Origin of the sequence: Pseudoxanthomonas suwonensis, assembly GCF_000972865.1 — a bacterium.
GTDB classification, from domain to species: domain Bacteria; phylum Pseudomonadota; class Gammaproteobacteria; order Xanthomonadales; family Xanthomonadaceae; genus Pseudoxanthomonas; species Pseudoxanthomonas suwonensis_B.
This window is the reverse complement of the sequence record NZ_CP011144.1, coordinates 1002699-1018339: the sequence shown is the minus strand read 5'-3', so window position 1 is coordinate 1018339 and position 15641 is coordinate 1002699. Positions and strand designations below refer to the sequence as shown.

General features: G+C 71.8%; 13 protein-coding genes. 9 read left to right on the top strand and 4 right to left on the bottom strand.

Annotation, left to right across the window (positions count from 1 at the left end; translation table 11 throughout):
• Nucleotides 1–110: 110 nt before the first annotated feature.
• A complete protein-coding gene (locus WQ53_RS04410; protein ID WP_052630789.1) occupies nucleotides 111–2210 on the bottom strand; it encodes a glycosyltransferase in 2100 nt (699 codons plus the stop codon).
• A 96-nt stretch (nucleotides 2211–2306) separates the two neighbouring features.
• Here WQ53_RS04410 and mrcB point away from each other — a divergent pair, with 96 nt between their 5' ends.
• From mrcB to WQ53_RS04365, 9 genes are all read left to right on the top strand, one after another.
• Nucleotides 2307–4727 (top strand): penicillin-binding protein 1B, encoded by a 2421-nt coding sequence (gene mrcB / locus WQ53_RS04405; RefSeq protein WP_052630787.1) that lies wholly within the window; start codon nucleotides 2307–2309, stop codon nucleotides 4725–4727.
• Nucleotides 4727–5254 (top strand): tetratricopeptide repeat protein, encoded by a 528-nt coding sequence (locus WQ53_RS04400; protein WP_144409218.1) that lies wholly within the window; start codon nucleotides 4727–4729, stop codon nucleotides 5252–5254. The genes mrcB and WQ53_RS04400 overlap by 1 nt, the downstream gene beginning before the upstream one ends.
• A gap of 58 nt (nucleotides 5255–5312) precedes the next feature.
• Nucleotides 5313–7367 carry an ATP-dependent DNA helicase gene (locus WQ53_RS04395; protein WP_052630785.1) on the top strand — a complete coding sequence of 685 codons (2055 nt, stop codon included), beginning with the start codon at nucleotides 5313–5315 and terminating at the stop codon, nucleotides 7365–7367.
• Between the two features lie 280 nt (nucleotides 7368–7647).
• Complete coding sequence (gene tsaB, locus WQ53_RS04390) at nucleotides 7648–8355, top strand: tRNA (adenosine(37)-N6)-threonylcarbamoyltransferase complex dimerization subunit type 1 TsaB (RefSeq protein ID WP_052630783.1); 708 nt, start codon at nucleotides 7648–7650, stop codon at nucleotides 8353–8355.
• Between the two features lie 320 nt (nucleotides 8356–8675).
• Nucleotides 8676–9056: a diacylglycerol kinase gene (locus tag WQ53_RS04385; RefSeq protein ID WP_052630781.1), complete on the top strand. Its 381-nt coding sequence runs from the start codon at nucleotides 8676–8678 to the stop codon at nucleotides 9054–9056.
• A gap of 37 nt (nucleotides 9057–9093) precedes the next feature.
• Entirely contained in the window at nucleotides 9094–9843 is a 750-nt protein-coding gene (locus WQ53_RS04380) for a TerC family protein (protein WP_052630778.1), read from the top strand.
• Nucleotides 9844–10079: 236 nt separating this feature from the next.
• Entirely contained in the window at nucleotides 10080–10961 is an 882-nt protein-coding gene (gene lgt, locus WQ53_RS04375; RefSeq protein WP_052630776.1) for a prolipoprotein diacylglyceryl transferase, read from the top strand.
• Nucleotides 10958–11752, top strand: coding sequence for a thymidylate synthase (locus WQ53_RS04370; RefSeq protein WP_052630774.1), 795 nt, complete (start codon nucleotides 10958–10960; stop codon nucleotides 11750–11752). Before lgt ends, WQ53_RS04370 begins: the two co-directional genes overlap by 4 nt.
• A 162-nt stretch (nucleotides 11753–11914) precedes the next feature.
• Entirely contained in the window at nucleotides 11915–12409 is a 495-nt protein-coding gene (locus tag WQ53_RS04365; RefSeq protein ID WP_052630772.1) for a dihydrofolate reductase, read from the top strand.
• Between the two features lie 270 nt (nucleotides 12410–12679).
• Here the strand turns inward: WQ53_RS04365 and WQ53_RS04360 are convergent, their stop codons facing one another.
• The 3 genes from WQ53_RS04360 to rsmA form a co-directional block, all read right to left on the bottom strand.
• Nucleotides 12680–13531, bottom strand: a complete 852-nt coding sequence (locus tag WQ53_RS04360) for a symmetrical bis(5'-nucleosyl)-tetraphosphatase (protein WP_052630770.1) — start codon at nucleotides 13529–13531, stop codon at nucleotides 12680–12682.
• 10 nt (nucleotides 13532–13541) lie between these two features.
• Nucleotides 13542–13925, bottom strand: coding sequence for a Co2+/Mg2+ efflux protein ApaG (gene apaG, locus WQ53_RS04355; protein WP_052630768.1), 384 nt, complete (start codon nucleotides 13923–13925; stop codon nucleotides 13542–13544).
• A gap of 824 nt (nucleotides 13926–14749) precedes the next feature.
• Complete coding sequence (rsmA, locus tag WQ53_RS04350) at nucleotides 14750–15532, bottom strand: 16S rRNA (adenine(1518)-N(6)/adenine(1519)-N(6))-dimethyltransferase RsmA (protein ID WP_052630766.1); 783 nt, start codon at nucleotides 15530–15532, stop codon at nucleotides 14750–14752.
• Nucleotides 15533–15641 lie beyond the last annotated feature (109 nt).

Sequence of the window (15641 nt, the reverse complement as noted above, 5' to 3'; positions counted from 1 at the left end):
TCCTGTGCAGGAGCCCATTCATGGGGGCTGGAACCATAAGAGTGTCGCCTGTGCCGACGGCGTCGCGTCGCCGATGAATCGGCTCCTGCAAGACCCGCCTGCGCGATCGATCAGTCGAAGAACACCCGGCGCACCGTGGCGCTGGCCGCCTCGAACGAGAAGTGCCGGGCGACGTTGTCCAGGCCCGCCTGCGCCTGCCGCTCCCAGCGCCCGCGGTCGCCATAGAGGGCGACCACCGCATCGGCGAACGCGGCCGGATCGTCGGCGACCGCCACGTCCACGCCGTCGCGCAGGTGCATGCCTTCCACCGCGCACGCGGTCGCCACCACCGGCTGGCCATGGGCCATGCTCAGGTTGACCTTGCCCTTGACCCCGGCACCGAAGCGTAGCGGCGCTACTGCCACGCGCACCCGGTCCATGTACGGCGCCAGGTCCGGTACGTGCCCGTGCACCACGATCCCGGGTTGTTGCGCCAGCGCGCGGACCTCGGCAGGCGGCTCGGCGCCGATGCAATGGAAACGCACCTGCGGCAGCCGTTCGCGCACGCGCGGGAACACCTCGCGCGCGAACCACAGCACCGCGTCGATGTTGGGTGGATGGCGGAAGCCGCCGACGAACACCAGGTCGCTGCGCTGGTCGAACGGCAGGCCCGGGCCGGCGACCGCGTGCAGGTTGGAGAGCACCTCGACGCGCACGGCGGGCGCGTCGACGGCCAGCTGCGTCCGCTCGACGTCGCTCACCACCAGGGTCACGTGGGTGCGGTCCATCGCCTCCAGCTCCCGGGCGCGGGTGGCCTCGGCCGCACTCAGTGCGCCGGCGTCGCCGGCCAGTTCCGCGCCGCGCCGCTCGCGCACGTAGTGCAGGTCGACGGTGTCGAACACGCGCCGCGCCGAGGGCGCGTAGCGCTCCAGCAGTGGCAGCAGCTCGCTTGCCACGTAGTGCCTGCTGGCCATGGTCACGGCGAAGCGCCCGCCGTGGACGCGCAGCCAGGCTGGCATGCCGCCCGCCAGGAACGGCGCGTACCAGACCTCCACGCCCAGCGCCTGCAATCGCGCCGTGTAGGGCTCGATCCGTTCGTGGTTGGCGGCGACGAAGACCACGTGCGCGCCCGAGCGGACCAGCATGTCGATCAGGTTGAACATGCGCAGCGAACCGGAATCCCGGTCCGGCCGCGGTGTCAGCGCGTCCACCACGAGGATCTGGCGCTGGTGGCGATGCAGCACGGCGGGGCCCGGCACGCCGGCCGGATCGGGCAGCGACCGCAACCGCTCCTGCCACTTGCGCGCGAATGTTCCGCGGTTGCGCACCTGGTAGGCCTTCACCCCGCTGGACGTGTCGGTGCCGGCGGTGGTGCCTTCGTCGTGCACGACCCGGCTTGCGGGCTGGTAGAGCACGCGATGGCCCGCGGCGCGGACCGCGAACGCCAGGTCGGTGTCCTCGTAGTAGGCGGGCGCATAGCGCGTGTCCAGGCCACCGAGTTCGCGGAACAGCGCCAGCGGAATGGCCAGTGCCGCACCGGAGCAGTAGTCCGCGTCGCGGACGTAGGCGTAGCGCGGGTCATCGGGCGACTCGAACCGTCCGTAGCTCCAGGTGGAGCCGTCGGAAAAGGCGACGCCTCCGGCTTCCTGCAGCCTGCCGTCCGGGTAGAGCAGCTGCGCGCCCGCCAGGCCGGTGCCCGGATGCGCGCGGAAGGTGTCGAGCAGCGCGTCCAGCCAGCCGGGCTGGGGGATGGTGTCGTTGTTGAGCAGGACCAGGTACTCGCCGCGGGCCAGCGCCGCGCCGTCGTTGCAGGCGGCGATGAAGCCGCCGTTGGCGACCCGGCGGTGGTAGCGAAGGCCGTCGATGAGCGGCATCCATGCCGCGGTTTCGTCGCTGCTGCCGTCGTCGACCACGATGATCTCGCAGGCGGCTGCCGGCGGATGGGCGGCCAGCGCGCGCAGGCATGCGAGCGTGGCCGTACAGTGGTTGTAGACCGGGATCACGATGCTGGCCCGCGGCTCCGGATGGGCGGGCACCGCAAAGGGCGCGAATGCCGCGGCATCCGGCAGGTACAGCGCGACGCGCCGTTCCGCCTTGAGGGGACGGAACTGCAGCAGGGCGCGTTCCCAGGTCGCACGCCAGCCGCGGGTGCGCAGGCTGGCCATTCCCCGATGCAGCAAGGCCTTCGCGCGCAGGTACCAATAGTGCGCGTCTGCCGGGAGACTGGGCATCCTGTTGCAACTCCAACTGAAGGGGACGGCCGGGGTGGTGGCGTCGTCGCGTGAACGACGCGCTAGACTCGGCCGACTCCGCATTCTCGCATCCCCGTGCCCCGACGCCACAAGCCGGACGACATCGAAGACGAGGACAGCGCCGCCGCTCCGGCCTGGCGCCGCCACCTGCTGACCCTGCTGCTGGCCGCCGCCGCGCTGGCGGCCGGTTTCCTCATTCCCTACATGCTGTACCTGAACCACCAGGTCAGCGAGCGCTTCGGCGCGCTGCAGTGGCAGATCCCGACCCGGGTCTACGCCCGGCCGTTGCAGCTGGCGCCGCAGCTGGCGATGGACGCGCGCACCCTGCAGACCGAACTGGACGCGGCCGGCTACCAGGACGACGGCGCCGGCGAGCGCCCCGGCAGCTACCGCGCCGACGGCGGCCGCTTCACCATCGCCAGCCGCGGCTACGCCGACGTCGACGGCCAGGTGCCGGCGCGGCGGCTCGACGTCACGATCTCGGGCGGGCGCGTGACCAGCCTGCGCGATGCGGACACGCGCCAGGCGGTCAAGGCCGCGCGCCTGGACCCGGCGCGCATCGCCACCCTGTACGGCCAGCGTCAGGAGGAACGGCGGCTGGTGCGGATCGATGAGGTGCCCGAGCTGCTGGTCACCGGCCTGCAGGCGGTGGAGGACCGCGACTTCGCCCACCACCGCGGCATCGACCTGTCGGGCATCGCCCGGGCGATGCTGGTCAACCTGCGCAGCGGCCGGGTCGAGCAGGGCGGCAGCACCCTCACCCAGCTGCTGGCGCGCAGCGGCCTGCTCGGCATCGGCAAGGAACAGACCTTCACCCGCAAGTTCAACGAGATCCTGTACGCGATCCTGCTGGAGGCGCGCTACGACAAGCGCACGATCCTGGAGACCTTCCTCAACCAGGTCTACCTGGGCCAGCGCGGCGGGCAGGCGATCCATGGCGTGGCCTCGGGCGCGGAATACTGGTTCGGGCGCGACCTCGGCGAACTGACCACCGAGCAGATGGCGCTGCTGATCGGCCTGGTGAAGGGACCGTCGTACTACGACCCGCGCAAGCATCCCGAGCGCGCGCTCGAGCGGCGCAACATCGCCCTGTCGATGATGCGCGACACCGGCCTGATCGACGCGGCCGAGTACGAGCGCGCGCGCCAGGCGCCGCTGGGGGTTACCCGGCATCCCGGCGTGGCCGCGGCCAACCGCTTCCCCGCCTATATCGACCTGGTCCGCCGGCAGCTGGCCAACGACTATCCGGAAAGCGCGCTGCAGGGCGCCGGCCTGACCGTGCTGACCGGCATGTCGCCCTCGGCGCAGGCCTACGCCGAGGGCGCGGTGGTGCGCGCGGTGGAGACGCTGCAGACCGGCAAGCGGCCGCCGCTGCAGGCCGGCGTGGTGGTCACCGACGTGCATGCCGGCGACGTGCTGGCGGTGGTCGGCGGTCGCGACGTGGACACCCACGGCTTCAACCGCGCGGTCGAGGCCAGGCGCCCGGTCGGCTCGCTGCTCAAGCCCTACGTGTATCTGCTGGCGCTGGCCCAGCCGCAACGCTTCTCGCTGGCCACGTTCGTCGAGGACACGCCGGTCACCGTGCAACTGGCCCGAGGCAGGACCTGGACCCCGGACAATTCCGACAACACCAGCCACGGCACGGTGCGCCTGGTCGACGCACTGGCCCATTCCTACAACCAGGCCACGGTGAGGGTCGGCATGCAGATCGGCCCGGAGCGGCTGGCGCAGCTGGTCCGCGTGCTGGCCGGAATCGAGGCGCAGCCGAACCCGGCGCTGATCCTCGGCTCCACCGACCAGAGCCCGTACGCGATGGCGCAGCTGTACCAGTTCCTCGCTTCCGGCGGCGAGATCCAGCCGCTGCGCGCGGTGCGCGGCGTGCTGGATCCGCAAGGCGGACTGCTCAAGCGCTACGACGATGCGCCGGCGCCGGCGCAGGAAGGCGATTCGATCGCCGCCAACCTGGTCACCGTGGCGCTGCAGCAGGCGGTCAGCAGCGGCACCGGCCGCCAGCTGATGGCCGACGGCCTGGGCCGGCTGTCGCCGGCGGGCAAGACCGGCACCAGCAACGATGGCCGCGACAGCTGGTTCGCCGGCTACACCGGCGACCACCTGGCGGTGGTGTGGATGGGCAACGACCAGAACGAGCAGACCGGCCTGTACGGCGCCACCGGTGCGATGCGGGTCTGGTCGGGACTGTTCTCGCGCCTGCCCAGTGCGCCGCTGCGGGTGTCGGACAAGGGCCTGGACTGGCAGTGGGTGCAGGCGCAGGGTTCGTACGCGACCGACGCCGACTGCCCCGGCGCGCGGCGGCTGCCGTTCGTGGCCGGCAGCGCGCCCGCGTATGCGCCGTGCGCGCCGGCCTACACCGAGCCGGCGGACGGTGGCGAGGCGCAGCAGGGCGAAGGCTTCTGGCGCCGCCTGTTCGGCCGCGACCGGCCGGCGGAACAGGTGCCGGCGCAGCCCGCGCAACCCGTCACGACGCCTGCGCCATAATGGCCGGCATGGATTTCCCCACGCGCATCCCCGCCGTCGCCATGCTGTGCCTGCTGCTGTCGGCGTGCGGCACGGCAGTGCAGGCGCCGGCGCCGGTACCCGGTCCGAGCCTGCAGGAGCGGCTGGCCGCGGTGCACGCCGCCGCCGGCGTCGACGACACCGAACTGGACGTGCAGCCGCTGCGCGACCCGCAGGTCGAGGACCTGCGCGAGAAGGCGGCGCGGGCGCTGGCCGCCGGCCAGGTCGCCGACGCGGCCGAGGCGCTCAACCAGGCGCTGCTGATCGTCCCCGAGGATCCGGCGGTGCTGCAGGAGCGGGCCGAGGTCGCGCTGCTGCAGGGCCAGTACGACCGCGCCGAGACCCTGGCGCGGCGCGCGTTCGACGTCGGTTCCAAGGTCGGCCCGCTGTGCCGCCGGCACTGGGCCACGATCGAGCAGTCGCGGCTGGCGCGCGGGCAGGCGGTGAACGCCGCCTCGGCCAACGCGCAGATCGGCACCTGCACGGTGCCGGGCCTGAAGCGGATGTAGCCGCGGTGCGCGCCGGCAGCGGCGCGCGACCGTGGCCTGCATCGACGCACGCTTGCCGATGTCCCGTCTCGCCCAGGCCAGCCGCGAAGCGCTCAGCGACGGCGGCGCGCTCGCCGAGCGCGTCGACGGCTTCGTCGCGCGTCCCGCGCAGCAGCGCCTGACCGCGGCGGTGGCCGAGGCCATCGACCAGCGCGAGGTGCTGCTGGCCGAGGCCGGCACCGGTACCGGCAAGACCTACGCCTACCTGGTGCCGGCGCTGCTGTCGGGCCTGAAGACGATCGTGTCGACCGGCACTCGCGCGCTACAGGACCAGCTCTACCACCGCGACCTGCCGCGGGTGCGCGAGGCGCTGGGCGTGGGCCTGCGCTCGGCCTTGCTGAAAGGGCGCGCCAACTACCTGTGCCTCTATCGGCTGAACCAGGCCAAAGGAAGCGACTTGACGCTTCCGACAGCACGAAGCGATGCGCGCTTCTCCAGCCCGGAGCAGGCGACCCAGTTCCAGCGCATCGTCGCCTGGTCCGGCCGCACCCGCGCCGGCGACATGGCCGAACTGGACGGCCTGCCCGACGACTCGCCGTTGTTGCCACTGGTCACCTCCACGGTCGACAACTGCCTGGGCAGCGAGTGTCCGTTCTGGGACGAGTGCTTCGTGGTGCAGGCGCGGCAGCGGGCTCAGACCGCCGACCTGGTGGTGGTCAACCACCACCTGCTGCTGGCCGACCTGGCGCTCAAGCAGGAAGGCTTCGGCGAGATCCTGCCCGGCGCGCAGGCGTTCGTGATCGACGAGGCGCACCAGCTGCCGGAACTGGCGGCGAGCTTCTTCGGCGAAGGCTTCGGCATGCGCCAGATCCAGGAACTGGGCCGCGACTGCCTGGCCGAGTGCAAGCAGACCACCGGCGCGCTGGCGGTGGTGCAGGCGCCGGTGCGCGCGCTGGAGCAGGCGCTGCGCGAGCTGCGCGCGGCGATGGAGGCGCTGCCGCCGCGCGGCACCCGCTACCGCGCGCTGACCCTGCCGGCGGTCGCCGACGGCTTCGACGTGGTGGCCGACGCGCTGGCCACGCTCGAGGACGCAATGGCGCCGCTGGCCACGACCTCGCCCGGGTTCGACGCCTGCGTGGCGCGCGCGCGAGACCTGCGCGCGCGGCTGGAGCGCTGGCGCGATGGCGGCGCCGCGTCGGATGCGTTCGACGCCGGCGACGAAGCGGTGGTGGAGGCGGTGGCGGGCGAGGGCGACGCGTCACTCGATGCGGCCGCGCTGGCCGATGCCGCCGCGCGCGGCGGCGAGGTCTACTGGTACGAACTGAGCGCGCGCGGCTTCCGCTGCCAGCGCACGCCGCTGGACGTGTCCGCGCCGCTGCGCGCGCATCGCGAGCGCTCGCACGCGGCCTGGGTGTTCACCTCGGCCACGCTGGCGGTCGGCGGCGGCTTCCAGCACGTCGGCCACAAGCTCGGCCTGTTCGATCCGGACACGCTGCTCGAACCGAGTCCGTTCGACTGGCCGCGGCAGGCGCTGTGCTACCTGCCGAAGAACCTGCCGGAACCGAACACGCGCCCGTTCGGCGCGGCCATGCTCGAGGCGGTGCGGCCGGTGCTGGAGGCCTCCGGCGGCCGCGCCTTCCTGCTGTTCGCCTCGCACCGCGCGCTGCGCGAGGCGGCCGAGGCGCTGCGCGGCGCGTCGTGGCCGCTGTTCGTGCAGGGCGAGGCGCCCAAGGCCGAGTTGCTGCGCCGCTTCCGCGAATCGGGCAATGGCGTGCTGCTGGGTTCGGCCACCTTCCGCGAGGGCGTGGACGTGGCCGGCGACGCGCTGAGCGTGGTGGTGATCGACAAGCTGCCGTTCGCCGCACCGGACGACCCGGTGTTCGAGGCGCGGCTGGAGGCGGTGCGTCGCCGCGGCGGCAACCCGTTCCGCGACGAGCAGCTGCCGCAGGCGGTGATCGCGCTCAAGCAGGGCGTGGGCCGGCTGATCCGCACCGAGTCCGACCGCGGCGTGCTGGTGCTGTGCGACCCGCGCCTGACCGGCAAGCCCTACGGGCGGGTGTTCATGCAGTCGCTGCCGGCGTTCGCGGTGACCCGGCGGATCGAGGACGTGCAGGCCTTCTTCGCCCGCATGTAGGAGCCGGGCTTGCCCGCGACCCGACGCCGTTGGCCCAGGCGACGCCCTCGTGTTTCCGACGCCCGTGTCGCCGACTGAAGTCAGCTCCTACAGAAGAGCGGCCCGGCGGCGCGGCTGTTGTAGGAGCCGGGTTCAGCCGGCGACCCGACGCCGTGGGTCCAGGCGACGCCTTCGTGTTTGCGACACCCGTGTCGCCAGCAAGCTGGGCTCCTGCAACCGCCGGGGCCGGTGGGCATCGTTTACCCTTCCCGTTCCGCCGTTTCCGCCACCCCTGCCCGCGATGAAGCTGCTCGCCTTCGAAACCGCCACCGAAGCCTGCTCGGTCGCCCTCTACCTCGATGGCGAGGTGCGCGAGCGCTTCGAGGTCGCGCCGCGGCGGCACGCCGAGCTGGCCCTGCCCTGGGCCGATGCGCTGCTGGCCGAGGCGGGGGTGGCGCGCGCGCAGCTGGACGCGGTCGCGGTCGGCCGCGGGCCGGGCGCGTTCACCGGGGTGCGCCTGGCGATCGCGCTGGCGCAGGGCATCGCGCTGGGGCTGGACCGGCCGGTGGTGCCGGTGTCGACCCTGGCGGTGCTGGCCGCCGGCGCGCCTGCCGACGGGCCCGCGCGGATCCTGGCCGCGATCGATGCGCGCATGGGCGAGGTCTATGCCGGCGCCTTCCTCCGCGGCAGCGACGGAGTGGCCGCGCTGGACGCCGAGCGGGTGCTGCCGCCGGAGTCCGTGGTCCTGGCGGAGGATGCTGTCGGCGACTGGCAGGGCGTGGGCACCGGCTTCGCCGCCGCGCAGGGCGCGCTCGCGCAGCGGATGGCGGGCGCGCTGGCACCGATCGACGCAACGGCGCTGCCGCGCGCCGCCGACCTGGCGCGCCTGGCTGCCGCGGCCTACGCCCGTGGCGGGGCGGTGGCGCCGGAGCGCGTGGAGCCGGCCTACCTGCGCGACAACGTCGCCCTGACCCTGGCCGAGCAGCAGGCGCTGCGCGCGGCCAGGTAGCGGCTCCGGCCGGCGTGGACCGCGCCGGCTGTGCGTCGCTGCCCGCCCGGGCACGGCGCCTGACCCGCAAGCGCCGGGGAGGCCGCCGACCTGGTCCAGGACACGCTGCCGGCGGCGGCCGGACAGGGCCGCGCCGGGCCTTGCCGCCGCGTCCGGCGGCCCCGTGGCGCGGCCGGGCCGCCCGCCCTGGACGGGGCTGCCGGTGCCCGATGTGGCAGAATCTGCGGTCCGTCGCTGTCCGATCCCGCCATGCGCCCATCCGTTCCGCCCACGACCCGTGCCCGGCTCCGCCGCGTGCACGCCGCCGCAGGCGCCTGAGCATGGCCGACGAGACCGGACACCTGCCGCGCGGGCCCGGGCGCATGTTCAAGGCGACCGTATGGTCGCTGCAGGGGCTGCGCGCGGCCTGGCTGCACGAATCCTCCTTCCGCCTGGAGATCTACCTGTTCGTGGTCCTGGCGCCGCTGGCGCTGTGGCTGGGGACAGACGGGGTCGAGCGGGCGCTGCTGGTCGGGTCGATGCTGCTGGTGCTGTCGGCCGAGTTGCTGAACTCGGCGGTGGAGGCGGTGATCGAGCGCTACGGTGCCGAACACCACGAACTGGCCGGCCGGGCCAAGGACATGGGTTCGGCGGCGGTGTTCGTGCTGATGCTGAACGTGCTGCTGGTCTGGGGCCTGGTCCTTGGCCCGCGGCTGCTCTGACTGCTTTTTTTGAAACGACTGTAGGAACCGATCCACGATGAGCTTCGAATTCCTGGCCGACCCGAACGTCTGGCTGACCCTGGTGACCCTGAGCGCGCTGGAAATCGTGCTGGGCATCGACAACCTGGTGTTCATCTCGATCGCCGTCGGCCGCCTGCCGCCCGAGCAGCGCGCGTTCGCGCGCCGGTTCGGCATCGCGGTGGCCTGCATCACCCGCATCCTGCTGCTGGTCTCGCTGGCGTTCCTGGCGCGGATGCAGCACGACCTGTTCCACATCGGCGGCATGGGCATCTCGATCCGCGACCTGGTGCTGGTGCTGGGCGGCGCGTTCCTGCTGGTGAAGGGCACGATGGAGATCCGCGAGCTGATCACCGGCGGCCACGACGAGGACCCGCGTACCACCAAGAGTTCGCAGGTGTTCTGGATCGTGATCGTGCAGATCGCGATCATCGACATCGTGTTCTCGCTGGACTCGGTGATCACCGCGGTCGGCATCGCCGAGCACATCCCGGTGATGATCTTCGCGATCCTGCTGGCGGTGGCGGTGATGCTGCTGGCGGCCAACCCGCTGGGCCGCTTCATCGACGCCAACCCGACCATCAAGATGCTGGCGCTGGCCTTCATCCTGCTGATCGGCATGGTCCTGGTCCTGGATGGCCTGGACCTGCACGTGCCCAAGCCCTACATCTACTTCGCCATGGCCTTCTCGGTGCTGGTGGAGACGCTGAACCTGCTGATGCGCCGTCGCGCGCTGCGCAAGCACGTGCCGGGCGCCGGCGAGTTCTGAGCCCCGTTCCGGCGGCTTCGCCGGAACGTGCGGACGCCACCCGGCATCGCTTGCGCGGTGCCGGGGCCGGTGCGGCGACGGTCCGGCGGGAACGCGCCGGCGTCGCCCGTGCCGACGGCGCCGCCGGCAAGACCGGCTCCTGCAAGGGAAGCGCGGAGCGGGCGCGAATGAGCTGCCATGTCCGCACCCGCCGCGGTCCGCTGGCACAATAGACGCTCCGCTCCCGGGGCCGCGCGATGACCGTCCTGCACCAGATCGACCCGATCGCCCTCTCGCTGGGGCCGGTGCGCGTGCACTGGTACGGGTTGATGTACCTGCTCGGCTTCCTGGTGACCTGGTGGCTGGGCCGGCGGCGCATCCGTGCCGGCCGCCTGCCGGGCGTGGACGCCAATGCCTTCGCCGACCTGCTGTTCTACGGCATGCTCGGCGTGATCCTCGGCGGACGGCTGGGCTACGTGCTGTTCTACGCGCTGGACGAACTGGCGCGCGATCCGCTGATGCTGGTGCGGGTCTGGGACGGCGGCATGAGCTTCCACGGCGGCCTGCTCGGCGTGCTGGCCGCAGCCTGGCTGTGGTCGCGCCGGCACCGGCTGCACTTCTTCGACACCATGGACTTCATCGCCCCGCTGGTGCCGCCGGGACTGGGCTTCGGCCGCATCGGCAACTACATCGGCGGCGAGCTCTGGGGCAAGTACACCGAGGCCGGCTGGGGCGTGGTGTTCCCGAGCGGCCTGCCCGAACCGTACCGCAGCCTGGATCCGGCCGCGCTGCAGGCGCAGTTCGACGCCGGCGCGCTGAACGCCTTCGCCCGCCACCCCTCGCAGCTGTACCAGGCCTTCCTCGAGGGCCTGGTGATGTTCTGCGTGCTGTGGTGGTTCTCCTCCAGGCCGCGGCCGCGCTACGCGGTGTCGGGCCTGTTCGCGCTGCTCTACGGCGTGTTCCGCTTCGCCGTGGAGTTCGTGCGCGTGCCCGACGCGCAGCTGGGCTACCTGGCCTTCGGCTGGCTGACCATGGGCCAGGTGCTGAGCCTGCCGCTGATCGCGCTGGGCCTGTTCCTGCTGTGGCGCTCGCACCGCGCGCCGGTGCTGCAGCCGCGGCCGGCGGAGGCGTCCGAATGAGGCAATACCTGGACCTGCTCGGCCACGTGCTCGGGCACGGCACCGAGAAGGCCGACCGCACCGGCACCGGCACCCGCAGCGTGTTCGGCTGGCAGATGCGCTTCGACCTGGGCCAGGGCTTCCCGCTGGTCACCACCAAGAAGCTGCACCTGCGCTCGATCGTGCACGAGTTGCTGTGGTTCCTGCAGGGCGAGACCAACATCGCCTACCTGAAGGACAACAAGGTCAGCATCTGGGACGAATGGGCCGACGCGGACGGCGAGCTGGGCCCGGTGTACGGCAAGCAGTGGCGGCGCTGGACCGGCGGCGACGGCAGCGAGATCGACCAGGTGCGCTGGGTGGTCGAGGAGATCCGGCGCAACCCGGACTCGCGCCGGCTGATCGTCAGCGCCTGGAACGTGGCCGACCTGCCGAAGATGGCACTGATGCCGTGCCACACGATGTTCCAGTTCTACGTCGCCGACGGCAAGCTGAGCTGCCAGCTGTACCAGCGCAGCGGCGACATCTTCCTCGGCGTGCCGTTCAACATCGCCAGCTACGCGCTGCTGACCCACATGGTCGCGCAGGTGACCGGGCTGCAGGCCGGCGACTTCGTGCATACCCTGGGCGACGCGCACCTGTATTCGAACCACTTCGTGCAGGCGCGCGAGCAGCTGGCGCGCGCGCCGCGGCCGCTGCCGAGGCTGCGGCTCAATCCGGACGTGACCGACCTGTTCGCCTTCGCCTACGACGACATCGCGATCGAGGGCTACGATCCGTTGCCGGCGATCAAGGCGCCGGTGGCGGTCTAGCTAGGGCCTGCCAATGCCCATGCAACATGCCACACCGGCCCTGTGGACGCGCGCGACTGCGTCATCGCTCCGTTGCGTATCGACATACGCGCCGTCGCTCTTCCTTGCCGCACACCCCCACAGAACCGGCGTGGCACGCCGCATGGACACTGGCAGGCCCTGATGCGGATCTCGCTGATCGCGGCGCTGGACCGCAACCGCGCGATCGGCCGCGGCAACGACCTGCCGTGGCGGCTGCCGGACGACCTGAAGCGGTTCAAGGCGCTGACCCTGGGCAAGCCGGTGCTGATGGGGCGCAGGACCGCCGAATCGCTCGGCCGCGCGCTGCCCGGGCGGACCAACCTGGTGCTGACCCGCGGCGGCCGCGTGCCGTTCGCGGGCATGCGCGCGGTGGCCTCGCTGGACGAGGCACTCGGCGTGGCCGCCGCCGAGGGCACGGAGGAACTGTGTGTGATCGGCGGCGGCGAGGTATATGCGCTCGCACTGCCCCGGGCCGACGTGCTGCACCTGACCCATGTCGACACCGTGGTCGCGGATGCCGACACGTTCTTCCCGGAATGGGAACCGGCGCAGTGGCGGGCGGTGTCGCGCGAGGCGCATGCGGCCGACGGGAAGCATGCGCAGGCCTTCGAATTCGTCGAGTACCGGCGCCTGTGACCCGATGGAACCGGTTGTCGCTCCCTTGCAGGAGCTGACTTCAGTCGGCGACACGGGCGTCGGGACCATGAGGGCGTCGCCTGTGCCGACGGTGTCGGGTCGCCGGCTGAACCCGGCTCCTACAACAGCAGCAGCGTCGGCCGCTCTTCTGTAGGAGCTGACTTCAGTCGGCGACACGACGACGCCGGCACAGGCGACGCCCTCGTGGTTCCAACACCCGTGTCGCCGACTGAAGTCAGCTCCTACAGAAGAACAACACGCTCCCGGGCGTCATTCCTTGCGCAGGTGCGGCGGCAGCGCCGTCACGTCGCGGCCCGGCACCTGCACCACGCGCAGATCCTCGCTGTCCAGCTGCAGCGCGGTGAGCTTGCCGCCCCATACCGCGCCGGTGTCGATCGCATGGATGCCCTGGGTCAGGGTCAGGCCCAGCGTCGACCAGTGCCCGCACACGATCTTGAGGTCGCGCTCCACCCGGCCCGGCGCCTCGTACCAGGGATACAACCCGGCGGCCTGGGTGCCCGGCGGGCCCTTCTCCTCGATGGCGATGCGCCCGCGCGGGGTGCAGTAGCGGGCGCGGGTGAACCAGTTGATGATCGCGCGCCAGCGGTCGTTGCCGCGCAGGCCCGGCGACCAGTTCGGCCTGTCGCCGTACATGTTGCGCAGCAGGCCGCGGTAGCCGTCGCCCTGCAGCTGGCGTTCGACCTCGGCCGAGTACTGCTCGGCCTGCTGGGTGGTCCACTGCGGCGCCAGGCCGGCGTGGACCATCATCCAGCCCAGTTCGCGGTCGGCGTGGACCAGCTTCTGCCGGCGCAGCCAGCCGAGCAGCTCGTCGCTGTCCTCGGCCAACACGACCCGCTGCAGGTCGGGATTGACCTTGCGCTTCTCGGCCGGCGCGCGCTCGCCCACGGCCAGCAGCGACAGGTCGTGGTTGCCGAGCGCGACGATGCTGCGCTCGCGCAGCGAGTGCACCAGGCGCAGGGTCTCCAGCGACTGGCCGCCGCGGTTGACCAGGTCGCCGCAGAACCAGAGCGTGTCGGCGGCCGGATCGAAGCGGATCCTTTCCAGCAGGCGCTGGGTGGCGTCGTAGCAGCCCTGCAGGTCGCCGATGGCCCAGATGCTCATCGGGCGGCCCTCAGTGCAGGGTCCGCGGCACGGTCAGCAGGAACGGGGCGATGGGGGCGTCGAAGCGGGTGCCGTCGGCAGCCAGCATGTCGTAGCGTCCCTGCATCTCGCCGTCGCCGGTCTCCAGCACCACGCCGGAGGTGTATTCGTAGTCGTCGCCCGGCTCCAGCCATGGCTGTTCGCCGACCACGCCGTCGCCGTGCACCTCTTCGGTGCGGCCGCGGCCGTCGGTGATGTGCCAGTGGCGCGCCAGCAGGCGCGCGGCGACGCTGCCGCGGTTGTGGATGCGGATGGTGTAGGCGAAGACGTAGCGGTCCGCGTCCGGTTCGGACTGGTCCGCGAGGAAGCGTGGCGTGACTTCCACGTCGATCGCGTAGGGCGTGGCCTGTGGCATGGCGACAGTGTAAGCAAAAAGAACGTGATGGCCGAGATGACGCCGGGGAAAGCGGGGGGATTGTGGTACTTCTGTGCGACAGCCAAAGCTGAGCGAAGCAGGAGCGCTGGCTTCGGAGGGGTCCGCCGTGCCCAGGGGGTCTGGCGCATCGCTCCGCTGCGGCGTCCTGCCTTCGAGTCGCGACCGCAGCACATCCCTGTGCTGCTTGCGCCAGACCCCCTGGGCACGGCGGCCTCGGGAGCTTTCAGGGCGCGGCTTCGATCCAGGAAGCAACAGCAACGGCAAAGGCGCCCATCCCCGGCCCGCCCGGTCCTCAGGCACGGCCTTCGGGCGTTCATCGGGCTGCGCACAGGTGGCGTGCAAGCAGCGCTCTTCACCTCCTTCGCCTGTGGCGAAAAGGAGGGGCAAAACCATGGCGCCCTGCAGCTTGCTGGCGACACGGGCGTCGGAAACATGAGGGCATCGTCGTGCCGACGGCGTCGGGTCGCCGGCTGAACCCGGCTCCTACAAGAACCAAGACCGCAGCCGTGGGCTGTCCTCCGGTGGAACGAAGCCACGACCTTGAAGCTCCCGAAGACGTGGCGGGCCGGGAGTATTGCGGCAGCGGCCATGGATGGCCGCGTTGGCGAGTCGGCACACGGATGTGCCGTCGAGACGACCGCAATACTCCCGGCCCGCCGCGGCTCAGCCCGAAGCCGACCACGCCCGGTGCTGTTGACGTTGCGGCTGCCGTTGCGGTTGCCGTTGTCAGCATCGCAGTCACAGCGAAGGTGGCCGGCGTCCCCGCATACGAAACGAAATCCGGGCCAGGTCGCCGTGGAGCGCTAGCTGACCTGCGCGTTCGCCAGGCGGATGAAGGCCGCCACCTCGATCTGCTCGGCGCGCGCGTCCGGGCTGACCCCGGCGGCCTCGAACTGCGCCGGTGTGCACACGCCGTTGAGCGCGTTGCGCAGGGTCTTGCGGCGCTGGCCGAAGGCGGCGCGGACCACGTCGGCGAAACGCTTGCGGTCGTCGATGCCGACCGTGGCCGGGTCGCGCGGGACCAGGCGCACCACCGCCGAGTCCACCTTCGGTGGCGGCCGGAACGCACCCGGTGGCACCACGAACAGCGGCACGACCCGGCAGTAGGCCTGCAGCATCACGCTCAGCCGGCCGTAGACCTTGCTGCCCGGACCGGCAGCCATTCGGTCGACCACCTCCTTCTGCAGCATGAAGACCATGTCCCGGATCGCCGCAGCGTGGTCCAGCGCGTGGAACAGGATCGGCGAGGAGATGTTGTAGGGCAGGTTGCCGGCCAGCTTGATCGGGATGCCGGCGGCCAGCGCGGTGAAGTCCACCTGCAGCACGTCGCGGTGGATGATGGCCAGCTCGCCCACGCCCTCGGCCATCGCCTGCAGGGGCGCGATCAGGTCGCGGTCGAACTCGATCACGGTCAGCGCGCCGTGGCGGCGCAGCAGCGGCAGGGTGATCGCGCCCTGGCCGGGGCCGATCTCGACCACCCGGTCGCCGGGCTGCGGGTCGATGGCCTGGACGATGCGGTCGATGTAGACGCGCTCGTGCAGGAAGTTCTGGCCCAGGGACTTCTTGGGCTGGTGGCTGGTGCTCATGCGCCATTATCGCCGGTCGGGGCAGGATGCGCGGATGCGCTGCGCGCTCTTCTTTGTAGGAGCCGGCATGACGGCGACCCGGACGTCGGAATCACGGGGCGTCGCCTGT